The organism is Brevibacillus sp. FIR094 (assembly GCF_050477165.1).
Lineage (GTDB): Bacteria > Bacillota > Bacilli > Brevibacillales > Brevibacillaceae > Brevibacillus.
Map to the genome: position 1 here is coordinate 52,658 of NZ_JBEAES010000001.1, position 24,633 is coordinate 77,290.

At 47.6% G+C, this 24,633-nt stretch carries 31 protein-coding genes and 1 pseudogene; 3 read left to right on the forward strand and 29 right to left on the reverse strand.

Going from position 1 to position 24,633, the window contains the following annotated elements; all coding sequences use genetic code 11:
• Nucleotides 1–255: 255 nt before the first annotated feature.
• Nucleotides 256–1,344, reverse strand: coding sequence for a glycosyltransferase (locus ACQ5DJ_RS00240; protein ID WP_429840674.1), 1,089 nt, complete (start codon nucleotides 1,342–1,344; stop codon nucleotides 256–258).
• 150 nt (nucleotides 1,345–1,494) lie between these two features.
• Here ACQ5DJ_RS00240 and ACQ5DJ_RS00245 point away from each other — a divergent pair, with 150 nt between their 5' ends.
• The 3 genes from ACQ5DJ_RS00245 to ACQ5DJ_RS00255 all read left to right on the forward strand — a co-directional run bounded on the left by ACQ5DJ_RS00245 (nucleotide 1,495) and on the right by ACQ5DJ_RS00255 (nucleotide 4,295).
• The gene (locus tag ACQ5DJ_RS00245; protein WP_429840675.1) at nucleotides 1,495–2,598 is read left to right on the forward strand and encodes a glycosyltransferase; all 1,104 of its coding nucleotides are present in this window, start codon (nucleotides 1,495–1,497) and stop codon (nucleotides 2,596–2,598) included.
• Entirely contained in the window at nucleotides 2,595–3,479 is an 885-nt protein-coding gene (locus ACQ5DJ_RS00250; RefSeq protein WP_429840676.1) for a glycosyltransferase family 2 protein, read from the forward strand. The genes ACQ5DJ_RS00245 and ACQ5DJ_RS00250 overlap by 4 nt, the downstream gene beginning before the upstream one ends.
• 312 nt (nucleotides 3,480–3,791) lie before the next feature.
• Complete coding sequence (locus tag ACQ5DJ_RS00255; protein WP_429840677.1) at nucleotides 3,792–4,295, forward strand: cytoplasmic protein; 504 nt, start codon at nucleotides 3,792–3,794, stop codon at nucleotides 4,293–4,295.
• A gap of 45 nt (nucleotides 4,296–4,340) precedes the next feature.
• Here the strand turns inward: ACQ5DJ_RS00255 and ACQ5DJ_RS00260 are convergent, their stop codons facing one another.
• The 28 genes and pseudogenes from ACQ5DJ_RS00260 to ACQ5DJ_RS00395 all read right to left on the reverse strand — a co-directional run bounded on the left by ACQ5DJ_RS00260 (nucleotide 4,341) and on the right by ACQ5DJ_RS00395 (nucleotide 24,562).
• Nucleotides 4,341–5,177 carry an N-acetylmuramoyl-L-alanine amidase gene (locus ACQ5DJ_RS00260; RefSeq protein WP_429840678.1) on the reverse strand — a complete coding sequence of 279 codons (837 nt, stop codon included), beginning with the start codon at nucleotides 5,175–5,177 and terminating at the stop codon, nucleotides 4,341–4,343.
• A gap of 6 nt (nucleotides 5,178–5,183) precedes the next feature.
• Complete coding sequence (locus ACQ5DJ_RS00265) at nucleotides 5,184–5,639, reverse strand: phage holin family protein (protein ID WP_173616791.1); 456 nt, start codon at nucleotides 5,637–5,639, stop codon at nucleotides 5,184–5,186.
• A gap of 93 nt (nucleotides 5,640–5,732) precedes the next feature.
• On the reverse strand, nucleotides 5,733–5,870 hold the full coding sequence (locus ACQ5DJ_RS00270; RefSeq protein ID WP_429840679.1) for an XkdX family protein: 138 nt from the start codon (nucleotides 5,868–5,870) through the stop codon (nucleotides 5,733–5,735).
• Nucleotides 5,870–6,064 carry an XkdW family protein gene (locus ACQ5DJ_RS00275; protein ID WP_429840680.1) on the reverse strand — a complete coding sequence of 65 codons (195 nt, stop codon included), beginning with the start codon at nucleotides 6,062–6,064 and terminating at the stop codon, nucleotides 5,870–5,872. The genes ACQ5DJ_RS00270 and ACQ5DJ_RS00275 overlap by 1 nt, the downstream gene beginning before the upstream one ends.
• Nucleotides 6,064–9,630 carry a DNRLRE domain-containing protein gene (locus ACQ5DJ_RS00280; protein WP_429840681.1) on the reverse strand — a complete coding sequence of 1,189 codons (3,567 nt, stop codon included), beginning with the start codon at nucleotides 9,628–9,630 and terminating at the stop codon, nucleotides 6,064–6,066. The genes ACQ5DJ_RS00275 and ACQ5DJ_RS00280 overlap by 1 nt, the downstream gene beginning before the upstream one ends.
• Before the next feature lie 135 nt (nucleotides 9,631–9,765).
• A complete protein-coding gene (locus tag ACQ5DJ_RS00285; RefSeq protein ID WP_390235350.1) occupies nucleotides 9,766–10,038 on the reverse strand; it encodes a hypothetical protein in 273 nt (90 codons plus the stop codon).
• On the reverse strand, nucleotides 10,039–10,356 hold the full coding sequence (locus tag ACQ5DJ_RS00290; protein ID WP_429840682.1) for a hypothetical protein: 318 nt from the start codon (nucleotides 10,354–10,356) through the stop codon (nucleotides 10,039–10,041).
• Nucleotides 10,353–10,925, reverse strand: coding sequence for a hypothetical protein (locus ACQ5DJ_RS00295; protein WP_429840683.1), 573 nt, complete (start codon nucleotides 10,923–10,925; stop codon nucleotides 10,353–10,355). Before ACQ5DJ_RS00295 ends, ACQ5DJ_RS00290 begins: the two co-directional genes overlap by 4 nt.
• A complete protein-coding gene (locus ACQ5DJ_RS00300; protein WP_429840684.1) occupies nucleotides 10,922–11,737 on the reverse strand; it encodes a baseplate J/gp47 family protein in 816 nt (271 codons plus the stop codon). Before ACQ5DJ_RS00300 ends, ACQ5DJ_RS00295 begins: the two co-directional genes overlap by 4 nt.
• Nucleotides 11,725–12,159 (reverse strand): DUF2634 domain-containing protein, encoded by a 435-nt coding sequence (locus tag ACQ5DJ_RS00305; RefSeq protein WP_429840685.1) that lies wholly within the window; start codon nucleotides 12,157–12,159, stop codon nucleotides 11,725–11,727. The genes ACQ5DJ_RS00300 and ACQ5DJ_RS00305 overlap by 13 nt, the downstream gene beginning before the upstream one ends.
• Nucleotides 12,159–12,407: a hypothetical protein gene (locus ACQ5DJ_RS00310; RefSeq protein WP_007727547.1), complete on the reverse strand. Its 249-nt coding sequence runs from the start codon at nucleotides 12,405–12,407 to the stop codon at nucleotides 12,159–12,161. Before ACQ5DJ_RS00310 ends, ACQ5DJ_RS00305 begins: the two co-directional genes overlap by 1 nt.
• Nucleotides 12,408–12,410: 3 nt before the next feature.
• A complete protein-coding gene (locus ACQ5DJ_RS00315) occupies nucleotides 12,411–13,364 on the reverse strand; it encodes an XkdQ/YqbQ family protein (protein ID WP_429840686.1) in 954 nt (317 codons plus the stop codon).
• Between the two features lie 15 nt (nucleotides 13,365–13,379).
• Nucleotides 13,380–13,970: a hypothetical protein gene (locus ACQ5DJ_RS00320; RefSeq protein ID WP_429840687.1), complete on the reverse strand. Its 591-nt coding sequence runs from the start codon at nucleotides 13,968–13,970 to the stop codon at nucleotides 13,380–13,382.
• Complete coding sequence (locus tag ACQ5DJ_RS00325; protein ID WP_429840688.1) at nucleotides 13,967–16,207, reverse strand: hypothetical protein; 2,241 nt, start codon at nucleotides 16,205–16,207, stop codon at nucleotides 13,967–13,969. The genes ACQ5DJ_RS00320 and ACQ5DJ_RS00325 overlap by 4 nt, the downstream gene beginning before the upstream one ends.
• 227 nt (nucleotides 16,208–16,434) lie before the next feature.
• Nucleotides 16,435–16,821, reverse strand: a complete 387-nt coding sequence (locus ACQ5DJ_RS00330; RefSeq protein WP_429840689.1) for a phage tail assembly chaperone — start codon at nucleotides 16,819–16,821, stop codon at nucleotides 16,435–16,437.
• Nucleotides 16,822–16,835: 14 nt separating this feature from the next.
• The gene (locus ACQ5DJ_RS00335) at nucleotides 16,836–17,288 is read right to left on the reverse strand and encodes a hypothetical protein (RefSeq protein ID WP_007723453.1); all 453 of its coding nucleotides are present in this window, start codon (nucleotides 17,286–17,288) and stop codon (nucleotides 16,836–16,838) included.
• Complete coding sequence (locus ACQ5DJ_RS00340; protein WP_429840690.1) at nucleotides 17,289–18,626, reverse strand: phage tail sheath subtilisin-like domain-containing protein; 1,338 nt, start codon at nucleotides 18,624–18,626, stop codon at nucleotides 17,289–17,291. It abuts the gene before it with no gap.
• Nucleotides 18,627–18,628: 2 nt separating this feature from the next.
• Nucleotides 18,629–18,820, reverse strand: coding sequence for a hypothetical protein (locus tag ACQ5DJ_RS00345; RefSeq protein ID WP_429840691.1), 192 nt, complete (start codon nucleotides 18,818–18,820; stop codon nucleotides 18,629–18,631).
• Nucleotides 18,820–19,317 carry a hypothetical protein gene (locus tag ACQ5DJ_RS00350; protein ID WP_429840692.1) on the reverse strand — a complete coding sequence of 166 codons (498 nt, stop codon included), beginning with the start codon at nucleotides 19,315–19,317 and terminating at the stop codon, nucleotides 18,820–18,822. The genes ACQ5DJ_RS00345 and ACQ5DJ_RS00350 overlap by 1 nt, the downstream gene beginning before the upstream one ends.
• A gap of 42 nt (nucleotides 19,318–19,359) precedes the next feature.
• A complete protein-coding gene (locus ACQ5DJ_RS00355) occupies nucleotides 19,360–19,500 on the reverse strand; it encodes a hypothetical protein (protein WP_429840693.1) in 141 nt (46 codons plus the stop codon).
• 188 nt (nucleotides 19,501–19,688) lie between these two features.
• Nucleotides 19,689–20,207, reverse strand: a complete 519-nt coding sequence (locus ACQ5DJ_RS00360) for a hypothetical protein (protein WP_429840694.1) — start codon at nucleotides 20,205–20,207, stop codon at nucleotides 19,689–19,691.
• Between the two features lie 384 nt (nucleotides 20,208–20,591).
• Nucleotides 20,592–20,789, reverse strand: coding sequence for a hypothetical protein (locus tag ACQ5DJ_RS00365; RefSeq protein WP_017251814.1), 198 nt, complete (start codon nucleotides 20,787–20,789; stop codon nucleotides 20,592–20,594).
• Entirely contained in the window at nucleotides 20,786–21,013 is a 228-nt protein-coding gene (locus ACQ5DJ_RS00370; protein WP_429840695.1) for a hypothetical protein, read from the reverse strand. The genes ACQ5DJ_RS00365 and ACQ5DJ_RS00370 overlap by 4 nt, the downstream gene beginning before the upstream one ends.
• Nucleotides 20,959–21,297: a sigma factor-like helix-turn-helix DNA-binding protein gene (locus ACQ5DJ_RS00375; RefSeq protein WP_429840696.1), complete on the reverse strand. Its 339-nt coding sequence runs from the start codon at nucleotides 21,295–21,297 to the stop codon at nucleotides 20,959–20,961. Before ACQ5DJ_RS00375 ends, ACQ5DJ_RS00370 begins: the two co-directional genes overlap by 55 nt.
• Before the next feature lie 388 nt (nucleotides 21,298–21,685).
• Nucleotides 21,686–22,158, reverse strand: a pseudogene (locus tag ACQ5DJ_RS00380) (DinB family protein).
• A 28-nt stretch (nucleotides 22,159–22,186) separates the two neighbouring features.
• Entirely contained in the window at nucleotides 22,187–22,744 is a 558-nt protein-coding gene (locus ACQ5DJ_RS00385; protein ID WP_429840697.1) for a DNA-3-methyladenine glycosylase I, read from the reverse strand.
• 123 nt (nucleotides 22,745–22,867) lie between these two features.
• Nucleotides 22,868–23,611, reverse strand: coding sequence for a type I methionyl aminopeptidase (gene map / locus ACQ5DJ_RS00390; RefSeq protein WP_429840698.1), 744 nt, complete (start codon nucleotides 23,609–23,611; stop codon nucleotides 22,868–22,870).
• A 135-nt stretch (nucleotides 23,612–23,746) separates the two neighbouring features.
• On the reverse strand, nucleotides 23,747–24,562 hold the full coding sequence (locus tag ACQ5DJ_RS00395) for an alpha/beta fold hydrolase (protein WP_429840699.1): 816 nt from the start codon (nucleotides 24,560–24,562) through the stop codon (nucleotides 23,747–23,749).
• Between the last annotated feature and the right edge of the window lie 71 nt (nucleotides 24,563–24,633).

Sequence of the window (24,633 nt, forward strand, 5' to 3'; positions counted from 1 at the left end):
TAATCGTTATTGAATTGCTTTACCAAACCGTAAACGGGGTCTTAGTTTTCATCCATCCTCTTCCTCCAAAAAAAAGAAGCCATCCCCCTTAATCTAAAAAGGGATTCCAACAAACTGTCATGCAGCTCTTACCAGTAACGGATGGAGAATCTCCTTCTTTAATCAACGGGGATCGATTCCATTTTTGTAGAGAAGACCCGTGCAAATAACAATTTCCCAAATACAATACCTACTACCAAGAAGGAGTATAGCCATCTACTGTTCTACCGAATCCGGTTGCTCCAGTCTTGCAAAATAAGCTTCGTTGTACGCTACACTTGGATGCGTCGGGTAATACAGCTTTGCCATGTCGTGGTGAATTTTAGCCTTTCGTTGATCTCCGATCCGATCGTAGCAGTAGCATAGCTGTATATGCGGCAGCCACGTCCATGCCGATTCATCTACCTTCCCCATGGAACCTTGTGCCCGCTCCAATAATGTCGCTTGCCGGTACCAGTAAATGGCCTTCGGGAAATCCTGCTTTTCCACAAAAAAAGCCCCCATCCTGCAGCAAATCTCCGCACGCGGAAGGTCAATCGCAAATGTCCTGGTCAAAGATTGAATCTGTTTTTCAGGTTGCTTCAAGTGAGCGTAACACTCTGACTGCTTCTGACACGCCCATATCTGATCCTCGATCCAGCCCAAGCCTTCGTCCAAAAACAACTGATACTGCTCAGCCGCTTCTTCGTACCTCGCATGATCGAGCAATTCATTTGCAAAATAAAATTGGTCTCGCGGATCAAAAACTTCACCTTTTTCCTTGCGCTTTACGAAAATTTGCAAATTCCGGTCTGTATACGGCTTATTTTTTTCGTGAGTAATGGCGATTTCACTGTGCAGAATTTCCCCCGCGACAGCCAAATACTCATGGACCGCCCCATGCCAAACAAAATTACACTTCCGTCTGACGAGGCGATTTCTGCGCAAATAGTGAACGGGCTTCCCTCGCTCATCTACCATTAAGTGGTACGGCATCGAGACACTGTCGTAATCAAAATGGTCCAAGGCCTTCAGTGCTGCAAATCGTTCCCGATCCACTTCCAAAAGCACATCATCCGCATCCAGCCAAAAAATGTACGTCATCTTGGCTTGCGCAAAAGCAAAGTTACGAGCTGCTGAAAAATCGTCCACCCAGGTAAAATCAAACAATTGTGCACCATAGGTCAATGCAATTTCCTTGGTCCGATCGGTCGACCCTGTATCGACAATGATGATTTCATCTACCAAATCGTAGACTGTCGACAAGCATCGACCGAGTGATTCTTCCTCATCCCGAACGATCATGCACAAGCTAACCGTGAACATGCAGATCGCCCCCTCCCCAGAAAATCATTTTCTCAACATCCTATTTCCTACCATCCACCTTTATGTATCCGTACTTTCATAACCATCTCCTCGCACGAATATGGTGTAACAATATGTTCTGACAACACCGAAAAGAAGGTGATCATCCGAATGAGCCCTCCTCTCCTTTCACTCTGCATGATCGTCAAAGACGAAGCAGACCAGATCGAAGCATGTCTGTCCAGCGTGCATATGGTGGTGGACGAGATCATTGTTGTCGATACAGGATCAACCGATGGTACACAGGATATTTGTCGGAAATACGGAGCGAAAGTTCTGGAAATTCCTTGGGAAAACAGCTTTGCAAAAGCAAGAAACGCCGGATTGCAGGTTGCCAAGGGAGAGTGGATTTTATGGCTGGATGCGGATGAAATCGTACAGGAAGAAAAACCGGGCGTGCTTCGTCAGGCTGTGAGTGCGAGCAAAGGTGACGCCTTCTTTATGAAAATGATCCATTACACTGGTTCGCAAAAAGAGCAAGCTTCACGCCACTCCGCCTACCGATGCGGGCAAATCCGCTTATTTCGTAACAAAAAAGGGTTTCGATTTGTGCGAGACATACACGAAGTGCTTCAATGGCCGACCTCCGCTTCTAGAGATCTCGCCGTCCCTTTGCTACCTGTACATATCCACCATCTCGGATATATGGAAGATGCCGTTCAACGAAAACAAAAAGCTTTGCGCAATTTGAGGCTCTTACGTCACGAAAGGAAGCAATCCAAACAAGACCCCTGGTGTGATTACCATCTCGCAAACGAATTTTTTCGCGCTAAACAATTAGAGCATGCCTTTACACTGGTGAATCAAGCAATGAAAGGCTTTTTGACCACCAAACAACCTCCCCCGTCTATTTGCTACAAGCTGAAATTCGATATTCTTTTTCAGCATGGCAGTATGCGCGGAGCATGGCCGGGTATTGCACGAGCTATTCAAATCTACCCCAATTACGTAGACCTTCATTTTTACAAAGGCGTTTTCCTGATGGAACATGGTCTGTATGCCGAAGCGATAAAGGACTTCGAGTATTGCTTAGAGATCGGGGACAATCAGTGGGAGCATTTTAGTGAGCAAGGAATGGGGAGCTTTTACGCTTTTCACTTTTTGGGACGATGCATGGAGCGCATGGGTAAGGCACATGAATCCCTTGTCTACGATTACACAGCGAGCTCCCTACATGCTTCGCACTTCGCACAAAAGCGAGAGGTGGTGCTATGAGCGTGAAAACAAGTGTGCTAATCGGAAGTCCAGTTTGTCAGAAACCAGATGTTCTCCGGATGTTTTTGTTTTCGTTAGAAAGGCTGGCAACCTCAAACTTGACGTTGCACTATTTGTTCGTAGATGACAATAACGATCCACTCTCGAGTAAAATCCTTCATAACTTTGCAGAAAAACACACGGGACGGGTCGACATTATCCCCGCTGCTGGTAGCCTCCATCCTTACACATGCGATGAGACGACCCACTACTGGAGCGACGCACTCGTTTGGAAGGTCGCTGGATTCAAGGACGAAATGATCGCCCGCGCCAAACACCATGATTACGATGCCCTCTTCCTCATTGATTCGGATTTGCTTCTCCAGCCAACTACTTTGGAAGTTTTGCTCGCCTCTGACAAACAGATCATATCTGAAATCTTCTGGACGAGCTGGACACCAGATACCGTCCCTGTCCCTCAGGTGTGGCTCAAAGATGAATACACCCAATTCGAATGCGCACGCCATGAACAAATTTCATTAGAAGAACAATACTTGCGGAAGTACGCTTTCTACGGACAGCTCCGTGTCCCCGGCGTATATGAGGTTGGTGGTTTAGGGGCTTGCACCCTCATCCGCAGAAAAGCACTACAGGCTGGCGTCAGCTTTAAACAAATTCCAAATCTGAGCTTCTGGGGCGAGGATCGTCATTTCTGCATTCGGGCTCAGGCTTTGGGTTTGTCCCTTTTTGTGGATACACATCATCCCGCTTTTCATCTCTACCGGGAGAGTGACTTTGCGGAAGCGCGAACCTGGATGAAGCAAATCTACGGCTCCGCTCCTTTACGCGTCAAAACCACTCGCTCTCCTGTGGTCAACAATACGATCCCCCTTGGAAACTAACCCATTATATGGTATAGTCATTCCACGTCTATTTGGATGGAAAGGTACGGTAACTACGTATGCCAACAACTACTTTGTAATGGCCTAAAAAACTGGATAGTTTGCCCTTCGGAAAACGAACTGTTTTTCGCACAGGTGCAGTCTGCCCTTTTTTCCCATTACAAAGGAACGTAACGAAATCTGTAGGTGTATATCCTTACGGAGGTTCGCTATGGGGAATCTCCGTTTTTTTGTGTCCAAAAACAGGCCTGCCCTACAGGACATCCAAATAGCAGCTGCGTTCCTTTCACTTTTTACACGAGGTGAAGGACCATGCATACCATCGAGCATACGTGGGTTTTACGTGAAAATCATGAAAATCAGCCAGTGCGGCGACATTGCAGCAATTGCGGGCGAATCGTTCTCTTTTTCGATACCAACATCCGCCGCCACAACGCTAACGGCAAAAACATCTATCGCTTCGCTATCTATAAATGTGAAAAAAATCATACGTGGAACGAAAAGCTGGCCATCTACAAAGCCTTTACAGATCATCGGGAGGTGCCAGACACGGAGTTCAGTGAAGAAATCGCGCCACTCCCTACTCTCCCCTTTCATGAATACCAGGAAAAGGGCGTTCAGGAAGTGACGATTCGGATTGAGCGCGCAGAGGCTCGGTTCCGACTCGACAAGCTGCTGTCTGAACAGATAGAAGGCTGGAGTCGCAGCGAGATTGTCCGCAAGATCAAGGACGGGCAAATTCGACTGAATGAGCAGGAAACGAAACCAAGCGCTGTCTTGAGTGCGGCGGATATCATTCAGATTATGATTGAATAAAAGTATGTATGGAAAAGTCGCAGACAATATCTGCGGCTTTTTCTTTTATTTCTTTAATACGACCGCTTTTCTCGGCTCGTCCCACTCCACTTGCAACCCAAGTAAGGCAGCCAGCTCTCTTGTTTTTGCAAAAGTAGTTCCCTGATCGTTTACATAGGAGACTTCCTGTCCGTTCACGGTCACTTTTTGCGTGGAAGGCTCCCATTCCACTGCTCCACCGACTGCCTCCGCAATCATTCGGATGGGTACATACGAAACATCATCGATTAATTTTCCTGTGGAAGTAAGTGTTAGTTCAACTACACACTTATCCACATCAGGCTGTGGTTTTTGTGGATAAGCTGTGAGAAACCTGTGGACATCCTGTTGAAACTTTGCCCATGAGTCCTTCGCTGACATTCCCGTATATGTTTGAGCGGTCGTATTGACGACAAAAAAGGCCGGGCAGTTTTTCCCCGTAATGTCGTAATGACGCCACAGGTGCTCGACTCCCCAGCCATGTCGTTTCAAGATATCCGCGGTCAGTGCCACTGTTTGCTCGTACATTTTCTCAAAGCTTCCATCTGCATTGACGCACATTTCAATCCCAATCGTGCAGTTGTTCGGGTAGTTGCTCAATTTGGTCAAGGCGACCTGTGAATAAGTTTTCGCCCCGACGTGGTAGCCCATCTCGTCCTCGGGGAGACAGCGAACAATTTCTTTGTCATCCACGATGTAGTGTGCGCTCGCTACTGTCGTTGGTCTGTTGAAGTAGTTTCGGTTTGCGACAGCATTTGCACCGCTGCCCTCGTTGGCCGTCCAGTGGATGACGACTCCTTTTGGGACGATCTTCTTTTTGGGACGGGAATTTACGTTGGTCAGAAGCATCTCGGTGATTTTCATTGTTTATTAGGACTCCTTTCGTTTGGCTCGCTCAGCCTTTGCTTTGATTTCGGCGCTGACTAATTTCTCGACGGATTTGGGCATCGGCCAGCCTGCTCGGTGGGCATTGGCGGTAAGGCTTGTCCAGGTGTGGTAGATGAGGCCGAAGGTGACGCCGTAGAACAAGAAGCCAGGGGTGCCCATGACGCGGTCTAGGAGATTGGCTACGGCTGGTAGGGCCATGAGGAATAAGGTGCGGGGAATTCGGGATAGGCCGTAGTCGGATGAGTAGGATTGGTCTTTTTTGGCGGCGGAGATGCCTGTGATCCAGTCGAGGACGATCATGAAGAAGAGGACGATCAGGATGTCTTGGCGGTTCGTGCCGTATAGATAGTGAAAGGCGGGCGACACGATGGCACCAGCTGTTGTCGCCCAAGCGTTTGCTGGGGTTGCGATGCTTTCTAGGCTGTGTAGGGATTTCATAAGTTCGTACCTCCTCGCCCCCTTGGGGGAACAAAAATAGCCCCGCTAGGTACGGGGCTGACTCAAATTCTCTGTGTTTGAAATAGTAGTAGCTTAAAAGTCTTGGTTGGTAATTTGCTTGAATTCCTTTGGAGAGATTTCTCCAAAAGGATTGGATGTAGTCTTTACAGCAAGTCGCAGCTTATCTGCTGTGATCCACTTCATGTTAAATGCCAACTCCCAAAATGCCATCACTTAGCACCTCCTTTTAATTGGATGAGCTCAAGCTTAACTTGGGCTAGCTGTTCGCCCATTGTTTGGATTAACGCATCCTTTTGGATGTTGCTAATTTTGAGTGTGGAAAGCTCCTGTCCCATTGTCATAACTGGATCTGTTTGTTGCTGTTCTCTAATCACTGAGATAGCCTCTTTATTTTGCATCTTCATTAATCGAACGCACCCCCATAACCATTTACAAGTACACGTTCCCTAGCTGTTCCTTTGTTGATTGTCACCCATAGATTAATAGCCCATTCGGGAGCTGTTTTATTCTTATTGGTGAACAAATAGCCTCGGTTGACCTTTACCGCATTTGTGCAGTCTTCCCATGTCGGCACATCATCTAAGTAGTTGTTGCAGACTTTCACACTCTCAATTGACGAGCCTTCTGGCAAGTATCTTTCAAGTGTCACCAGGACACGCAAGGGCATACCGTCCAATGTGAAGTCTGCTTTCATATCTGGATTTCCGTACTCTAGCAAAAATTCGATATGCGTCTCTGTTCGGGTGAATGTGTAAATCCGTTCGGATGAGATTCCCGCGCTGTCCGTGGCAACGATCTTGATTTGATGCTGTACATCCAAATCCAATCGAATCCAAGCGTCATGGCTAATTTCAACTGTGTATTGCTGTCCGGCTACGCCCGCAAACGACCTGATTTGCTTGCCGTTCAGATATTCGGTAAAAGTGAAAGTGTTGGCCTCTGGATCGGTGGCTGAATAGTTCACTGTTGGAATTTGCATGAACGCGCCGAGGTCTTGATCTGTTCCGCTTATGACTGGCGGCATGTTGTACTTAACTGTATACGTGCGTTGCGCTGTTGCATACAGGTTGTTCGTTTGGTCGAAAACTTGTATAGTCGCGGCGTTAACTTTGTTTTCTTGCAGGATTGGCGATACCGCTGTGTTTCCGTCGAACATCTGTTTGTTTCTGTATGTGTATGTCTTGGTGAATGCCTTAGGTGTTACTCCGTCAGAGATGAATGTGTCTAATGGGAATGCCCCGGCTCCAAAAACTCCACTAATTACAATTACAGCTCCGACAGATGCGCTTTTTGCAGAACCAGTGAATGTGTACGTTTGACCTTCGATCAACTCTACACCATTATTTGGAGATGTTAGTGTAACCTCTGGCGGATCAGCTACTTTCCATGTACCCAAGAACGAAACTGTTTGCGCGTTGTTTGTTGGGTTTGTTCTTCTGAAAGCCAGTGGAGGTACAGTGAATTTCGTTTTGAAATTTTGTTCTCTTAGAACGGATAATCGGTTGCTGTTCGGAACGGTAAGTTCTGACGACACTGTTTTTGAGGCGGGGAACGTAACGAATCCATCCGTTGACGATGTAAGGAACAACGTATTTCCGTTTGCGACATATGCATAAACCACGCTGTCGTTATCTACAGCCATCTGAACATCCGTACATACGCCCAAATCAACGTGAGCTTGCCAGCTAACGCCGTGATTAGACGAACGCGCGAACCTAGCTTTGACGGCGCCAGAAACCGTTTGTGCAACGAATATATTTACGTATCCATTAGGTGTGTATCGCGCAAACAGACTAGTGATCTCTGATGCTCCTAGCTCTGTAGTTCTAAACTGCCATGTGTTGTTTGTCAAGTCGTAATGCGCGGCTCCTACTTGTGTTCCGCTTCCGGTCATGGACTTGTAAAGTATGAACTCGTTATTCCCATCCGCAGAAACGTCGTGACTAACACCCATAAAGTTGGTGGTAGATACGTTTGCCATGCTCATTAGCACTGATTTTCGATTAGCTGGAGTGAGGTGCCCTTGAACATCCAGCATAACTTGTCCTCTAACAATGTTGTACGAGTTAGGGTACGACGGAACCTTAGCAGACACAACGTAAGAAATGGAATTTCCTGTATATGCGTTGAAAACTAAACTTAACCTTTCTGCTGACACAACAGTCTCAACTTGCAACGGAGTCTTTGTTATAGGCGCGTTCGGCATCGGTTTCGTGACGTCAAGTGATAATATAGACACGTTCGATGCGGTAGGCTGATAAAGAAGATACAACATGTTGCCGTTGGAAGCTATCGACCAACCAGGAGAAGGTGATGTTGCCGTTGCTGTCAAGTCACCAGAGAAGTCCCACTTCTTGCCTCCGTCCTTGCTCAAGAGGATAGATAGCGTTGTTCCAGCCGCATTCACTACAACCTGCCCAAGCCACCCATTTGCGAATCTAACAATAGGCGATGACGATGTGTTGTAGAAACTCCCGCTGGTAACTTCCGTCGGAACTGTGATAACTCCGTTTTTTTGTTTCACTTCGAACGGAGCGGAACTGATCCAAACAGACGGAGCTCCTTTGTCGTCGACAGTGCGCACGCGAATCTTTGAGCCATTTGTATCTAACATAGGTCTGCACATATAGCTTGCTGGTGAAGCATTGGCATCGACTATATTTGTATATTCTTGTGTCGCTGGATTAAGTTGCTCTATTTGAGTTTTTACAGCCCCTCCTTCTGGGTCTGTTCCCGGCGTGAAGCTGACTTTGATCGTGTCGCCAACAAAGTATGAAGTTTTATCAACCGCAATGTTAGTCGGTGGTGTTGGTGGTTCGTTGACGATTGGATTAAGGACAAGTGCTGTTGTTACTCCTGCCGTCGAAGGAGAAAAGTTGGTTGTCATTTGTGCAGACAAGACCGTCTCTTTGGCGAACAGACTCTTCGATCTGTGCGTCTGCAACGTTCCCGGAACGCTAAAATTGAAGTCTGTGTTGAACACAAATGGAGTTGTGTATTCGTTCGTTTGTGTAGCGAGCAAGTTGATGTTAACTAGCAACGAACCTATTTCCGTAGGCGTGATATCTCCGGGTGCAATGTACGAATTGAACATTTCGTAGGAATTGCTCTTTACCATGCCTATACTTTTTACATTGCGATAAGCTGACATTGATCCGTACCAAGAAACTCCGGAAAACGATTTGAATGTCGCGTTTCCTGATAATATCTCGTCGTTAGTGAGTCTTTTGTAGAAAAGTCCCATTCTACCGTTGTTCTTCACTTCTGTTATCGTAGCCCATCCATCAGGCGGAGTAATTGTGTATGTCGGAGACTCTGAGTTGTGCTTGAGAGCCGCGAACGCAATATCTCCAACTTGCACCCCGGTTGGAAATGGCAACAAGAAATCAGATACCGCAGAAAGGCTTTTTGAACTTCCAGCAACAAAATACACATCATTCCTGATAGACGGCATGTTGTACGTGATTGTCAAATACGGTCTTGGTGAAATTGTTCCATGTTCTTTTGAAGCGAATACGAAGTAAGCGGATTCTGATTCGTTCTTGTTCATTAGCATAAGCCCGTAGTTAGGAATCTCTGCGCTTACCCACTTTTGAACAAGCATGGAGATGTCAAGAGACATTGTGCTAAATTGGTGGTTGTTTACAAACGACAATCTCGTATTAGACAAAGCTGGTTGAGTGTTATACGTTACTGTTTCTAGCCACTTTTCTGCCGGAGCAACAACGTCTAAGTTCGTCAACCCTCCCAGACTATCTGTTCTTGTCAGCGTTAGGACTGCCGACATAACAACGGCGCCTCTCGGTATTAAACCGAGATCGAACATCAGGTATGCTCTATTTACTTGACCGCCACCTATCAAACCGAACGCAAGTGTGGTGGTTCCTCCACTATTTGATCCGGGTGATGCTGATGTAACCCCTCCGTCATACGCTAATCCATTTGTATAATCTAACTTAATCGTAGGCATCTTTATCCTCCTATCGTTCTATTACTACGATGGTGTGTCTCATGATCGTGTCTGATGGAACAGGGACATATGTGTTATTGGTGCTGGCTCTTCCGCAAATGTCCGTTCTTGCGCCTCAATTCTTGTTTCTACTATCTAAACCTCCAACCGGCTCTGAGCTTCGTTATAGTAGCCCCGAATCACCCTGATAAAACTGATAGTAGACAGGTCATCGTTGAAATTGTTGTGTACGAATCCGTCCGGCAATGTAGATTCGATTGTATTCACTCGCACTTTCAGGTTCGAGACATCCGCTTTCAACACTGCCAGCTCCGCATGGGCATCTGCAATGCCCTGCTCCCAACGATTAATGTCCACCTCAGTGACCGGATCATCGTGTTTCCAGTCCGTTTTCGCTACATAGGACACTTACACCCCTCCTCTCGCTTCGATAACAAAGGTCAGGTTTACGAACTGCGCCCCGTTCATTTCAATGTTTCCTGTCTTCTCAGCAACGACCGCTCCAGTTCTGGTCCTCAACTTTGCGCTCGTGATTACTGGCACGCTGGCGACATGTTGGGCAGATACTTGTAATGCAATTCCGTCTTTTATGCCTGCAATCGGATGCGAAGAAATCTCCACAGCTTGTACAGGCACTGAAACTGTGCCGTTTATCAAAATATCGCCGCCCGACACCCTAGCCAGCAAGTCATTCCGGACGGTTTGAAGATAGCTTGGCAGGATCATTTCACGACCTCCTCGTAACGCTTGATTGGTGTCATCCCTACACGAAATTCACTGACCTTGTGGTACTCCTTAATCCCAACCACTAAGACATCTCGCAGCACGATCTTCTCCGACACAACAGGTTCAAAAGCAACTCCATTACAATGAACTGGCCTGATTCTCTCAACAGCTTGAACAGCATTCTTTGTATCAAATCGGTCCTCAATCGAGTAGACGTACCGAATGACCTTCTTTCCGAAATCTTCGACCATCTGGACATGCTTGAATGATGAGGAACTCAAACCAATCGCCCGCAGCACGCTGGGAGTAAAACCAAGATATGACCAATGTTTTTGCTGGATATTCTTTCGCCGTTCCTCAACACTCAGCAATTGCTTTCTCCCGAAATAAATCCAATCCCAGACATCCAACCCCCAGGTAGCTGACCATGGGCTAAACTGCTGTAGGATGTCCTCACGCTGCAAATCGAAAGCATCTACAACTGTCCCTGCACCTTCAAAGTGAAATTCCGCCACTTCATTCTCGTACCATTGCGGCGGCAGCATCTGCCGATAGCGTTCTGGAATCATGTTGTCACCGCCATGGTTAGAGTCGATACAGAGTCAGCAGGCACCGTCAAATTCAATTCCGCGCCGTTTAAGGTGTAGCCAGTGAAATCTATTACCCCATCCACGAAAAAGAGCGCCCCGATCTGCTGGTACACGATCTGAGAACGCCCTTTAAGGTAGGTTTTGATTTGTGCAGTAATTTGGTCTTTGACCTTCTCGATTTCCGCATCTGGTCGCAAAGCCAGTTTTACAGCGATAGTCACCGGATAAACGTTCGCTGGCAGTACCTGCAAGTCGTGCAAGGCCCTTCGTTTGTCTTCCAGTTTTGTTCGTACACTCGTAGCCAGTTCCTGCCCTGCAGGATTGCCTGTCAGGTCTGTGATATACACATCAATAGATAGGTCATGTCGTGCCTTCTCGATGGCAACGGCTCCGCCTACCCCGTCAACATTTCGTGCCCACCGCTCGTAATCTTGGCGTCTGCCGTCTCCCTCTTCTGTCCGAGCTCGGTCAATGAGGCGTTGTCGGTAGGCGTCGTCGGTCTCCCCCTCATTGCGAGATAAACCGAAGAATACGCCTGTTGCATCCAGAAATTCTCCGTCTGCCCAGGGTAGAAACCGCTGAAGAAAGCCGTACTCAAATAACTGCTGCTGATCGCTGATTTCCTCTGCGATCGGATAGCCGAGGTCATAAAAGATTTCTCCCTCTTCCGTCGCTGGTGGCGTCTCTCCACGCTTTTGTGCGATCATTGCCATCCGATTCGCCATCCGCTGATAAATCTGATCCGGGGTTTCCCTGAGAATCGGCATTTCTGGTTTGTCTAACGTTGCCATGTATTCACCTCCGTCCTAGTTGTTCCTCTCGTGCCCTCCATTTCGAGCGAAAAAATGACCCGGTTGTTCTCAAACCGAATGTCTACCACTTCCGCACGCTCAACTTCACTGTGAGCCTCTAGCGCCTCTTGTGCTTGCGTCTTAATCGCTGGCAATGAAATGCCCGAGCGCATCCTTCCTGTCTCATATAGGAAGTCTACTCCGTACCTTTCCGAGTAGATCCCGTACCGGAAACGACGCGTATTCAGGATTTTCTTTGCTGTCTCTTCCAGGTACTCCTCATAGGTAGTCGTCCGTAAATAGCGACCATCTGGCCCTTGCTGCAATTGTTTTGTAGTCCAGTCGAATTTGTATGTCCATGGATTCGGGTTATCTGTAGATTGAACCAGTTGTGTTTCGTCTCCGTTCAGCTCTGGAAACATTACTCCACCACCCCAAGCAGGAGGTATTGTTCGTTGTTGCATCGCAGCAGGGCTACTTTTTTGCCCACATCTTCTGGCTTTAATTGGGCAGAACGCAATGCCGACAGCTCATACGGTTCCAAGGGTGTCGGGTCCTCGTCGAGCTTTACAGACAAGGGTGAAAGTGACAAAAGCTTGCCGAACTCCCCTTGGGTATTCTCGATGCCGTCCTGTGCGTGCCCTCGCAGTTTTGCGATAACCGAATGCATCCCTTACGTCCTCCTTTCCAATTGGAGATCCATTGTGTACTGACCGCCCTGCCAGCGCGCTTGGCAGCTGGTGACGATCCAATCCGTGATGGTTTTATTGTCTTTCTCCATGATTTTGATGAGCCAGCCTGCACGTAACCTAGCGGCATTTTCATCCTCGTGCCTGACCGAAATGGAACGTGTCTTGGGGATTTTGGACAACTCTGCGAGCTGCTTGGCTGCCAATCCAGCTACGTTTTTGTCTTCACCTGCGTCGATGATTTTTTGCATGCGCCCGAGTTGTTTGACCAAGCTATCATTAGATTTCGTTGCACTACTTACCACTCGATCATCCCGGTAGCGTTCTACTGTCACGACGGTGTATACATCCTCGATACTCTCACCCGTCGAGCTGCTTGTGAGCAAGCTCGCTTTGAACATCGGGATGATGCTGTTTTTCCCCTCGGGGAGTACCGTCAGCTTGTCACGCTGGTATTGCACGAAATAGCGGGTGCCTGTCTTTTCATAAGCTTGCTCGGTCAGCGAAGTAAAGAGAGACGTATATGATTGGGACGAGATTCTCTCCTTGACCGTAAAACCGAACGCCGGGCAGCTAAAATGGATACCTGCCGACTTGATGATTCGTGCAAGCTCTGTCCCTGCGTCCCCGTCCAGCTTGAGTCTGGAAACTTCGTTTTTTTGCAAATACCAGCCAAGCTCGTATGCTGTGGCGGATAGATCGCCTGTCCGGTCATCCCGGTCAAAACGAACGAGCGGACCATGGAAAAGCTGCTGAGACTCTTTTAGCTCTGTCCCCGAAAAGAGCATCAAAAAACCCGCCGATTGTAGCGGCGGGCCTTCCTTGATTCTCACATCACAATTTTGAGCGATTTGCCCCCTGGCCGAGGACCAGGACAACTCGGTAATGGCTGGGGTCAGGTCATAGCGGGTCTGTTCTTTTCCGTAAATGACTTTCATTTCGTCTGCCCTCCGTTACATTCTGTTTTCTCTTTCTAGCTTTTCGTGAATCTCTCTTTTCCTGTCTTCCAATTTTTTGCTGTCTATCCGTGGGGCCGCTTGCTGTTTCCGTGTCTTCTTTGCTACCTTCCCGCTCGTATTCGGACGAGCTGACTGCTGTCGTGTGATGACTGCACCTGGGGATAGAAGTTGCGTCTGATTGCTCCACGTAATGAATTCGTCTTTGACAAACAGCGGAAGATCAATTGAGCCGTGAAAATCTACGTTTTTCCCAAGAAATTTGCCGTCGCATGGCCCAATGAGCACATTCCAAGCCAGATCAAGCTCATCTATAGTCAAAAGTGCTTCTGAGCCCGTTAAACGATCCAAGCCAGCAAGCCACTGTCTGGGCCCTTGATAGCCCTGCACCTCGACGTAGGGAGCTGTACTGTCTCCAGGTAAAATGAAGTCAAAGGAAATGGATTTTGGGCGTCTAGAAGAGATGCGGTTGCCGGACAATAACGTTATCGAAGTCGTGCTTTCGATGTCGTTGCCATAGCCGCGAAACTGGATTTCCGCAGGTGTGACGGGAAATGTCAGCCTATATTTTCCTTGTAGACGGATCATGTCGTTACTCCTCCCCTCGTCTCTATTGCATCGAGCAGCGAGCGTTCGATGATGTCTTTTATCCTCTGCGCGACAGATGGATCGCTGAGCATTTTTAACATGGTCGGGATATCCTGTAGTACGCCTTGTACGTGTAATGGGACTGAAATTTGCGGAATGGTGATGGAGACGGGCTGTTTTGGCATACTGCTGACAGGTGAACGATTTGGCATCGAAGCGACTGCTGGGATTAAGGGCTGTATACTAACCGGTTGTGGAGGAGACGTATCCTGCCACCATGATTTGATCCAATCGTATAGAGCTCCACCTGCCATTGATCCACCGATATTGCCACCGACACCACCAGCCAAACCGCCGACGAATGTACCAACGCCAGGGGTAACGAGTGAACCAGCGGCTAATCCGACTGTCGCTCCCAATCTAGCTCCAGCCCAGCCTCCGAGGGATTCCGCCCCCAAACGAGCTGCAGCATCAAGCTTGTTCTCCGATGTGAATACTTCTGCGAGGCTTTCGATGATTCCGAGTTTGGGTACCTTTTTCATCCCAGCTTTCATTTTGTCGATGGGCAATTTATTGAATTGTTCCATGAACTTGTCTTTGAGTTTACTCGGGTGCAATTCTCCAAGCTTATTCATGAACCCATCCTTGAGTTTGTCTAGTGACAAGCTATTAAACTGCTCCATAAGCTTGTCTTTACTCAACCACAATCCCCCAAGCCCAAGGCCCAACATGATCTTACCTGTCCGTCCACCTTTGAGCTTCCCTAAAGGAAAGCGTTTCATGAGCTGGTCTTTTAACTGATCTGCTAACTGGTCTATGACCTCACTCGTACGTCGTTTCCTTGGAGTATTCTTGTTACGTCTATTTTTTGAAGAAGAACCTGATTTACGGTTTCGGTTATTACGGTTATTACCCTGACAACAGCAACAGCAGGAGTCTTTTCCGCCAGTCGCTTCTTGAGGAAACTTTTCAATGGTTGTCCGAAGATCTCTGAACTTTTTCAGTTGAGATGTCGTATGAATGTTCAGAGCACTACCAAGGAGTAGTAATCCTCCGGCAAAAATCGCAGTACCTTTTATCGACTCGTCCAAAGAGTTGAATGAGCTCATTACTCCTTCAGCTGCTTTCGAAATCTCCGTATTTATCCCAGACATTTGTTCTGTGTACAGAGTCGCGATCTCCATGGCCTCGTTTCTCGCCATAGCTTGTGCCTGCCCAGGTTTGAAATAAACATCGTTCTGTGCAGACAGCTTATGTGCATTCACCGCTTCATTCCCGACTTTATATTCGTTTTGTTTTTCATATTCTGGTACAAAAACCCCTGTAGTTATATCCTTTACTTCTTTCAGACCTTTCGACAACTCATCTCCAGTATCGCCTGTCAACCCAGCGAATGCCTCTCGTTGTGTTGTCTCATCTTTTATGGAAGAAAAAGTCGTTATGAGTTTTGCGAGGGCGATATTAATTGTTTCTTTCTCCCCCGATGCGAAATCTCGATTCAGCTTTGCTATATCTTGGGCGGCCTTGGCCTTTGCATCCTTCTTATTTTGAGCCTTGTAATGCTTCTCAAGGATTACGGCGAGATCACCATTATCCGACATCTTCTCTGCATTCTCATACAACGCACCATACGTTTTAAAATCATTCAAAAGCTTTCCTATTGAGACATAAGTAGCGGCCATTTTTTCAGGCGTATTCAGCAATTTGCCATTCTGAAGGTTGAAGTGAGCCATGGATTCCACAAATTTTCCGGTCGCGGCTCCCCCTCCCTTATTGCTTAAATACTGAACGGCATTTGACTGTCTAACAGTACTATCATGACCAGTAGAAAACTCAATAGAACTCATCATTTTCATGATCTCATCTTCCGTAAACCTCGTCGTGTATTTTAGCATGCCTGCTTTTTCTGCGTACTTTAAACCATTGGTTGCATGCACAAGTTCGGCTTTGGCGATGAGGCCGTATGCTTGATCTTTCTTTATATCCGGGTTGAGCTCACGTATTTTTATGGAAGTCTCTTCTACCTTCAGGAGTTGCTCATTACCTTTGCCACCAGCTTCAAAAAGTGTCTTTTCTCTTTCTGTCGCCTGAGCTTCTTGGGCAACCGAACTCAGCGTTGTTCCAAGAGCCTTTTCGATCATGGGAGTTAGTGAGCCCAGGAGTCCTTTTTTGAATTCGTCATATTTACCTACTATTCCGCTATAAGCATCAAATGTTTCCATCATTGTTCCTGCCATTCTTTCACCTCCTTGTCCTCCCAGATGTCTACACCCAGCAAAACCCAAAAAAAGCCGGGAGACCTACCCCCCGGCCCTTTCCTCGTCCTCTGCCTCAATCATCTGACAGGAAAAAATAAACAGCTTCTGCTTGTACAAATCGACTTCGTACTCGAGTAGATCCGACGGGCGGCCTCTGCCTTTTAAAAAGGCGCGGCAAATATGCCAGGCCTCGCCGTCAGATCGGATTAGTTTTTTGCTTCTTCAATGGCTTCTTCTTCCGTCTGGGTTGCATTGACTTCACGGACCGCATTGAGCAGCTTGGTGTAGCCTTCTGGATTGTCGCGGAAAATTTTCTCGACGAGCTCGTACTTGGTGCCGACCTTGTACGCTTTTTTCAGCTCTTCCTGATTCCAAGGGAAATCGTGCTCGGTGGCTTTCACCAGACGTGCATCGTTGTACAGGAACCAGTCCGTTTTCTCACCTTTGTCAGCCATTCGTTCGCACTCGCGCAGCTCGGACAAATTCAGTTGGCGAACCTTCCACTCGTCACCGTCGATGGTTACGGTGATTTCTTTTCGCGAAGCTTGTTCATTGGCTTTGGCCAAAAATTTCTCGAGTTTGTTTTTGTTCATATTCAAGCACTCTCCTATTCCGTGTAGGTTGGCAATTCATCCAGGTAGTCCGGCTTTTCGATGGACATCCCTTTCAGGTCGTAGGTCGCGTGATCGTTGCCGTCTGCTTTGGCTTCCCACAGCGTAATTTCGTCTGGGTTCAGCACGATATTGGAAATGCGGACGCGTTCGGAGTTGCCCGCTTCCTTGTCCAGTGTCTCGCCGATCAGGAATGGGAGGACTGGGGTCTTGCCTTGCGTCAATTGATCGACGCAGTAGTATTTCAACGCAGCGTTAGTTGCGGTAATTTTCAACGTCACTTCTACATGCCAGTCGTTGACGGTCTGGATTTTTCCTTTTTGCAGGCGGTTCGTATCGCCGTACTCTACCTTGAGGACCATTTTGCCTTCCAGAGTACCGAAGATAGGGTCTCCGTTTTCATCGTAAATTTGGCAGTTCTTCAGTTTAATATCGCGTGCAATAGCCAATTACAGCACCTCCCAGTCAATGTCAAAGTATTCGATGGCATCAAGCGGCTTCGCAGACAAGAGGAAGCCACGGCGATCCCCGATGCCGTTCTTTTGATCCGTAAACGTCCAGCCTGTATCAATAGCGCCCTGCTGCTCGCGGACGGTCATGTACGCGTTGACGGCAGAGACAAACACTGCGCCGCCCAAATCGTTGTTGCCGAGCTTGCCTTTGTATTTCTTGCCGACTTGGCTGATGTCGTTGACGATCTGATCCAGCGTCATGCTGACACGGATTTTGCCGTAGTCCTCGCGCTCATGCGTACCCAGAACAGCCAGTGTATTAACGGCGCTCTCGATGATGTACACATCCCCGTCGCGGGTTGCGATCAGCGTACCAGAGCCGAGCGCACTCAAAATATCGGTGTGGCCCCAATCCTTGTGCGCTTTTTTCAACGGAACGACAACGGCTGTCAGCGATTCATGCGCAGGTGTCGCGGCAATCATACCCGCTACCCATGCGGCCCACTCCAGGCTACCGTATACTTTTCCGTTGTTGTGCTGACCAGCGATGGCACTATTCACGACAAAACGGGCATTTTGCGCCACAGAGCGCTCGATGTGGTTCGCCATGTTCTCGTCATCCGCCGCCTTGCCGCCGATTACCAGCGTGCTGAGCTTCTTATTTTGCGTGCGACGATCGCTCATGAATTGCTTCGCTGCCGCTTGTACAGCCGCATCGTCAAAAGGCAGATACATCGTGTCGAAATCAGCACCGGAAACAGCCATGAACAGCTTAGTCGAGTCAGCTGGAGTAAGCGCTACTGTGCCACTTTTCGCTCCTGCCAGTGCTGTTTCTGGCACGATTGTAACGGCAGTCTCACCCAGCTTTTTCACACGTACATAGTTGGATTGGCTCGTTTTCGTTGCCAGCTCATTCGCATCCGCAAACGAAAACTTCTCGGTTTGCAGAGGGCCTGTTACTTGGAGTTCCTTCTTGCCAGGCTCGGACGTTGAGGCAGTGATCGTCACTTTCAACTCGCTACCTACCAAACCTGGATACAGAGCCTCGACTCTGATCGCATCGGCCTGCTCATACGCCGCTTTTGTGGCTGTGCCATTCGTCATGCGGTACGCGAGAATCGTCGCGCCGCCTTCTGCTGCCAGCTCCACGGTATCGACCTTGCCAAATGTCTGCGCAAGTCGCTCCTCAAAGCTCCCCAGCTTCACCAGCTCGTCTGGCGCGCCCCACTCTGCTTGATACGGCACCAATACGACACCGCTCTTCGGTACTACACGTTCTTTTGCTTTTGCGATCAGTTCGACCGTTACACCTGGACGTTCACGTTGAATGGTCATGCTTACACCCCGCCTTTGTATTTGGTCAGTCGGCTTTTCACTTGTCCTTCTGCCAGTAGTTGATCATCTGCTTCAGAAAAAAGAGCACCTGCTACCTCGAACCGTTCGGCTCCAAGATAAGCGGCGCTCTTGATCCACTCTAGTTTGGTTTGCACAAGCTCTGAGGCCTGTGCTTGTTGTTCTTTTCGTGCCACTATGATCGGACCCCCTCTACATCGAATTCGTTGATTTTGTCTGTGACTGCTCTCTGCACCGCCACGTTGTAGGTGAACTGGAACGCGATTTCCGTCCGGTCCTTTTTATCCCGCCATATACGGAAGGTGGAGCTATCGATCTCGATGGACAATCCAGACGTATTGCCTTGATAGCTAAATTGCCGCTGACGAAGGAGCTCACGCAGCGGCTCAGCTGAAAGTGGCTGATAGACACCTGCTACCTTTGGATAGTGGAGGACGATGGCTGCTTCTGAGACCACTTGATAGGAAGTGAGGCTTCTTCCTTCTTCACGGACCCCTTGCGTCAAAAGAAACGCGATAGGCGGCTGAAATCGCTGCGCCATCCAGTCGTCCACATTCACAACAGTAGCGAGTTCTGGATACGCTTCCTTCACCAGCTCAATGAGAACGGCTAGCTCACGATCCATTAAGCTTCCACCTCCCATACTTGCGGTATTCTCTTCTGTCTTCGTCACATGTCTCTTCCCCCCACCATTTCACTTCATTTGGCAAGGCATTCACGGCAAATGCCCGCCGAGCAGGGAGCGAGTAGCCTTAGGCTTTGAACTCGCAACATCACGTGGCGCCAATCGCCGTTTTCCCCGCTCGCCGGACAGTTGAGTCATCGGCGTACATAAAAAGCCACCCGACAGCTTCATCGGATGGCTCGTATCTCTCTTACTTGTTTCGCTTGACTCAAGTATAACCGATTCGGAGAAAAAACCGGGAAAATGACCCTATGTGTCAGGTAGTGTCAACCTATGTCAGCCTCAACATGCTTGCGAAAATGAAAAGAAGCTGTCATCATCAGACAGCTTCTCGTCTATCGCGAGGTGCTTTGTTTCCATTATCCAGTCTGCTGAGCCTGATCGCCATACATCGCCCAAGCCATCTTCATCACGGCACTGCGCTTGATTTCATAATACCGCTGTCGGGACACACCGATTTCTTTGGCAATCAGATTGTTCTTATCGCCATCCAGCAAAGCTTCGACCACCAATCGCTCTTGCTCCCCCGGAATCGTCTCTACCGCTTGGTTGATCCGCTCGATTTTATCCTGCAACTTTTGCAGCCTCTTCCACTTTCGCTCCCGGCGTGCAACCTCTGCGTGCGTCCGATCTCCCGTGGTGCCCTTTCCTTTTGGCATCCCTGCATCCAGTCCGTACTGTGCGACCATTCCTTCCCCCGCCTCACGCAAAAAACGCTGGATGCGCACGATCTCGATCTGCATGTAATTGTAGTCGCGGATTTCTTCCTCGGCTTTTTGTAGAAATTCTACGATGGGGGCTTGCTCACTTAGCCGAACGAAGCCTTCTTTTCTAGCGGATACTATCTTTTGCTGCCCCTTTTCCTTTTGATCCCGCATGTACTTGTCCCACTCCGGGCAAGAATCAATTTTTCCTACGTGCCTATCATGAACCTGACAATGTGATTTCTTTCCCCAACACGTTGCCGGACACACCTCGCATACTGCTTCCATGAAAATATCTTTATTGATCAAGGCACTATTCCCCCTCGGTCATGTCTATGAAGTCTGTATGATTGCTTAACGGTTTTCGTTGACTCTTGCGCCTTTTCTTAATCTTTGAGACAAACCGATCTGTCCGATAATGACTCCGATCAATAAGACAGCTGCTCCGATTAATGCTGCTTCTATCATTTCGTACGTATCTCCTTTGCATCATCATTTTCTTGTATAATGAAAGGGGCAAAGAGGATACTCACCAGTTGTATTCTTTGCCCCAAGCAATCAATGGGGATTCCGATCGTCAGTCGGAGTCTCCTTTTTTTGTTCCAGTTGCTCTTTCTTTTTCTCTTTGTTTGCCTTTAATTGCAGGTTGAACAGATTATTAATCCGAATCTGCAAATCTACTTGCTTAAACGTGACGATTAAAGCAAGGAAGCACACGACAACCGCGAGAACCTGAACGTAGTCAATCGTCATCATAGCATCACTTCTCCACTGCGGATTACTTCGAGCATCGCGGTTTTCATTTCTTGCATGCTCTCTTCGCGAGGCAATTTGATAAAGGAAGCAAGGTACTCCATGTCGGGAAGCAGAAAGTCGAGGATCGTCAGTACGGCCCGATTATCCCCTGACTGTGCTTTTTGGAGGGTCAGGCTGAACGAGTCAGCTTCTCGGCCAATTGGCGCAAATATTTGTTTTTGCATTTACTCACTCCTTGTCTAGTCATATTCAGTTTTTTGGCTACTTGTTCTTCTGTCATTCCTTGAAGGACGACATGCTTGATAATGATCCGGGCTTTTTCTGGGAGTTGCATCAACACCTCCTGAACATACAGGTCCGACAGGTTGTCCTCGATCGCTTCCGTTCCCCGTATCCCCTCTTTGATCACCGTCTCCCTGTACAAACGCTTCTTGGCGGCGTACTGCAATCGCCAAGCAATCCTCTTGAGCACTTTTCTGCAATGCTCTTTCAACTGCTCATCTGTCACATGCTTCACCTTCTGTCTTTTTCATCCGGAAATAGGAACGTTAGTTCTCTTTATAGTACAAGTATCTCATACCTCGGTAAAAAGTTCAAGTTCTTTCTACCAGATTTTTGGAGATGATTTTTCCGGTTGATCCTCTGCATAACTGTCAAAAAAGACGTCAAAAAACACGATCCCAACTGGAGATCGTGCCTGTCTGGAAGTATTACATTATCTTTACACAGCTACTGTCCCTACTCCATAAAAGTACATAATTCTCATACTTTTTGGGTTTTATCTGCCCATCATACGAGAATCACCTTTAATGAAGAAGGACCTTTTAAATAAAAAAGCAAGCCCCTCTCGCATCCACAACAGAAGAGCTTGCCTGCTTTTCTATCCTTCGCACTCTTTAATCCCAAATATTCGGACGTTCAACACCCATCGTTCGCATATAATCTAACAGTTGACCGGTATGTACCGACTCATGATAGGCGATTCGCAGCAGCATGTCTCCAAGCGTGCGGACATAGCCGATATCGGATCGATCGATGCGGACACTTTCCAGGTCGCTCTTGGACAGCCCGCTGACAAAGCGGAGAAATTCTTCTCGATACGGCTTCGCAAAGGCCAAATCTTCTTCTACAGTCGAAAACTCTTTGGTTTCATATGGATTGGGGAGAGTAGACAAAGCGGCACTTCCCCGTTGGATCAATGGTGATACAAAAACTCACCCTCGATGACATGGCGAATCATTTCCCCACACGTGAACGCTTTATCGTCAGGCTTCCAGTGCAGCATTTCTTTAGGAATTGCCTTCCAAACTTTGATGCTTCTACGTCTTACTTCCCCAAAGTTTAAGAGTAAGAGATCATTTTCGTTCATGCCATTCTCCCCTCTCCGTAAGCTCGTCCTAGTTTTTTTGGTAGAGATCACATGTCGCTACGTGATCATTGACCATGCCGACTGCTTGCATAAAGGCGTAGCAAATGGTTGAACCGACAAACGTAAAACCGCGCTTTTTCAAGTCCTTGCTCATCTTGTCACTGATTTCGGTAGAAGCAGGCACATCCTTCATTTCTTGAAAATGATTATGAATCGGCTTGCCGCCTACAAACGACCAGATATAGCTGCTAAAGGACCCAAACTCCTCCACAACCCGCAAATACGCGTGGGCGTTCTTCACGACGCCGCGAATCTTCAGCCTGTTTCGAACGATTCCTTCGTCTGTCAGTAATTGCTCGATCTTGGCTTCATCGTATTGAACGATTTTCTCCGCTTCAAAGTTATCAAACGCTCTTCGATAATTTTCCCGCTTCTTCAAGATCGTGTACCAGCTCAGTCCGGCTTGAGCACCTTCCAAATTCAAATATTCAAAGAGCAAACGATCTTCATAGATAGGAACTCCCCACTCGTGATCGTGATAATCCATATAAATAGGGTCCTGATTCACCCAGCCGCACCGATTCATGGCAAGAAACCTCCTCCACAAAATACGAACATATATTCTTATATAAAGAATATACAATCATTGGCTATTCTGCAAGTTTTTCTTCACAAAAAAAGACCTCAACAATATGAGGTCTCCCTGCTATCAAGCTGTTAAAATAATTGGCTTCCCCTTCGTTACAACGATAGTGTGCTCGTATTGAGCTACATAACTCTTATCAGGCGTAATAAGCGCCCAACCGTCCCTGCCATCGTCCACATATTCCGTCCCCGTTGAAATGAATGTTTCAATCGCCAACACGAGACCTTCTGTGAGCAAGCGTCTATCCTTTTTGTCATAGTAATTCAAAATGTAAGCAGGCTCTTCATGCAAGCTTTTACCGATGCCATGACCCGTAAGGTTTTTGACGACTGTAAAGCCTTTTTTCCTGGCCTCCTGGTGAACAACGCGACCAATCTGGCTTAGCTTCGATCCTGCCTTTACCGCATCCAATGCCTTATACAGAGACTCCTCGGCGCATCGGCATAAAGATTGCTTTTCAGGCTCGCCTTCTCCTACCACGATAGAAGCACCTGTATCGGCAAAGTATCCATCCAGCTCTGCCGAGACATCGATATTGATGATATCGCCATTTTGCAGGACCGTATCATCAGGGATGCCATGCGCAACAATGTGATTGACACTGATGCACGTATGCCCTGGAAAATCATAGGTGATATTCGGTGCAGACCGCGCTCCGTACTTTGCCAATATCTCTCCGCCAATTTGGTCGAGTTCTTTTGTAGTCACACCTGCTCTCACGGCCCTAATCATCGTCTCTCTTGCCTCTGCCACAATACTACCGATCCGTTTCAAGCACAGCAAATCATGTTCATTTTGAATCGACATGTGTCTCCCTCCTGTCTACAAATATAATTATTTCCCTTATTCATACTCACATTGGAACATTTTCCTTCACCAATCGCAACCGAAGAAAAAACAAAGAACCCCAGAAGCATCCTCTGCGGCTCTTATCTTACGAAGCTATGCTGGATTCCATGCATACATTCCTTGCGCTATTGTCGACTGCTTTTGAATAAACCCGATGGAGATTCGGTTAAATTCTTCCGGCTGGTCGACATTGACGACATGGCCGCAGTCAGCGACTAGACTCAACTGTGCAAATTGTCTTTTTTTCACACGCATCTGGACGAACGGCAAAAACATATGGTCTTCGTCACCCATAATAAACAAGGTAGGGATAGGAGGCTCTTTATCAAAGAGGGTTCCTAGGAATCGATTAATGCCTTTTGTCAGCTTAAACCATCTCTTGAATTCTTTTTGACAAAGCTTTTTGGCTTCGCGGATAAACAAGGAGCGCGATTCTTTATGACGCTTGCTCGGCATGATCACCCATGCAAACAGTCGATACAGCCACATGTACGGGATGAAATGTTTGACCATATTCCCCAGCGTGATTAGCACCCGCGACCGCACGTTCATATGCGTCACAGCTCCTGCCAAAACCATCGAACGCATTCTCTCGGGGGCCTGCTCCGAAATAATCTGCACAATGATCGTCCCCAAGGAAATCCCCACAAAATGGGTGGAAGTGATTTTTAAATGATCCAAAACCTCTATGATATCTCTGCTGACATCATCAAAGGTGTATGTTTTGAACAGCTTGCCTGGGATGTTTTTAGATTTTCCGTGACCACGCATATCTACTAGAAGAACATTGAAATTCTCTTTGTATGCCTTAAGTTGTTTAAACCAAATCGATGAGCTGCCCCCTGCCCCATGGACAAAAGTCACCCATTCGCAATCTTCACCACATATGTATGTCTTATAATGGATCACTAATATCCCCCCACCAGTATTATATAGGAGGGATGTCCCAGGTGAAAGGATTACCATAATATTGAAATTTT

Coding starts and splice junctions, on each gene's coding strand:
- ACQ5DJ_RS00240 (WP_429840674.1), bottom strand. CDS start 1,344: ATGTTCACGGTTAGCTTGTGCATGATCGTTCGGGATGAGGAAGAATCA.
- ACQ5DJ_RS00245 (WP_429840675.1), top strand. CDS start 1,495: ATGAGCCCTCCTCTCCTTTCACTCTGCATGATCGTCAAAGACGAAGCA.
- ACQ5DJ_RS00250 (WP_429840676.1), top strand. CDS start 2,595: ATGAGCGTGAAAACAAGTGTGCTAATCGGAAGTCCAGTTTGTCAGAAA.
- ACQ5DJ_RS00255 (WP_429840677.1), top strand. CDS start 3,792: ATGCATACCATCGAGCATACGTGGGTTTTACGTGAAAATCATGAAAAT.
- ACQ5DJ_RS00260 (WP_429840678.1), bottom strand. CDS start 5,177: ATGAAAATCACCGAGATGCTTCTGACCAACGTAAATTCCCGTCCCAAA.
- ACQ5DJ_RS00265 (WP_173616791.1), bottom strand. CDS start 5,639: ATGAAATCCCTACACAGCCTAGAAAGCATCGCAACCCCAGCAAACGCT.
- ACQ5DJ_RS00270 (WP_429840679.1), bottom strand. CDS start 5,870: ATGGCATTTTGGGAGTTGGCATTTAACATGAAGTGGATCACAGCAGAT.
- ACQ5DJ_RS00275 (WP_429840680.1), bottom strand. CDS start 6,064: ATGAAGATGCAAAATAAAGAGGCTATCTCAGTGATTAGAGAACAGCAA.
- ACQ5DJ_RS00280 (WP_429840681.1), bottom strand. CDS start 9,630: ATGCCTACGATTAAGTTAGATTATACAAATGGATTAGCGTATGACGGA.
- ACQ5DJ_RS00290 (WP_429840682.1), bottom strand. CDS start 10,356: ATGATCCTGCCAAGCTATCTTCAAACCGTCCGGAATGACTTGCTGGCT.
- ACQ5DJ_RS00295 (WP_429840683.1), bottom strand. CDS start 10,925: ATGATTCCAGAACGCTATCGGCAGATGCTGCCGCCGCAATGGTACGAG.
- ACQ5DJ_RS00300 (WP_429840684.1), bottom strand. CDS start 11,737: ATGGCAACGTTAGACAAACCAGAAATGCCGATTCTCAGGGAAACCCCG.
- ACQ5DJ_RS00305 (WP_429840685.1), bottom strand. CDS start 12,159: ATGTTTCCAGAGCTGAACGGAGACGAAACACAACTGGTTCAATCTACA.
- ACQ5DJ_RS00310 (WP_007727547.1), bottom strand. CDS start 12,407: ATGCATTCGGTTATCGCAAAACTGCGAGGGCACGCACAGGACGGCATC.
- ACQ5DJ_RS00315 (WP_429840686.1), bottom strand. CDS start 13,364: ATGAAAGTCATTTACGGAAAAGAACAGACCCGCTATGACCTGACCCCA.
- ACQ5DJ_RS00320 (WP_429840687.1), bottom strand. CDS start 13,970: ATGATCCGTCTACAAGGAAAATATAGGCTGACATTTCCCGTCACACCT.
- ACQ5DJ_RS00325 (WP_429840688.1), bottom strand. CDS start 16,207: ATGGCAGGAACAATGATGGAAACATTTGATGCTTATAGCGGAATAGTA.
- ACQ5DJ_RS00330 (WP_429840689.1), bottom strand. CDS start 16,821: ATGAACAAAAACAAACTCGAGAAATTTTTGGCCAAAGCCAATGAACAA.
- ACQ5DJ_RS00340 (WP_429840690.1), bottom strand. CDS start 18,626: ATGACCATTCAACGTGAACGTCCAGGTGTAACGGTCGAACTGATCGCA.
- ACQ5DJ_RS00355 (WP_429840693.1), bottom strand. CDS start 19,500: ATGAAGCTGTCGGGTGGCTTTTTATGTACGCCGATGACTCAACTGTCC.
- ACQ5DJ_RS00360 (WP_429840694.1), bottom strand. CDS start 20,207: ATGCGGGATCAAAAGGAAAAGGGGCAGCAAAAGATAGTATCCGCTAGA.
- ACQ5DJ_RS00365 (WP_017251814.1), bottom strand. CDS start 20,789: ATGATGACGATTGACTACGTTCAGGTTCTCGCGGTTGTCGTGTGCTTC.
- ACQ5DJ_RS00370 (WP_429840695.1), bottom strand. CDS start 21,013: ATGCAAAAACAAATATTTGCGCCAATTGGCCGAGAAGCTGACTCGTTC.
- ACQ5DJ_RS00385 (WP_429840697.1), bottom strand. CDS start 22,744: ATGAATCGGTGCGGCTGGGTGAATCAGGACCCTATTTATATGGATTAT.
- map (WP_429840698.1), bottom strand. CDS start 23,611: ATGTCGATTCAAAATGAACATGATTTGCTGTGCTTGAAACGGATCGGT.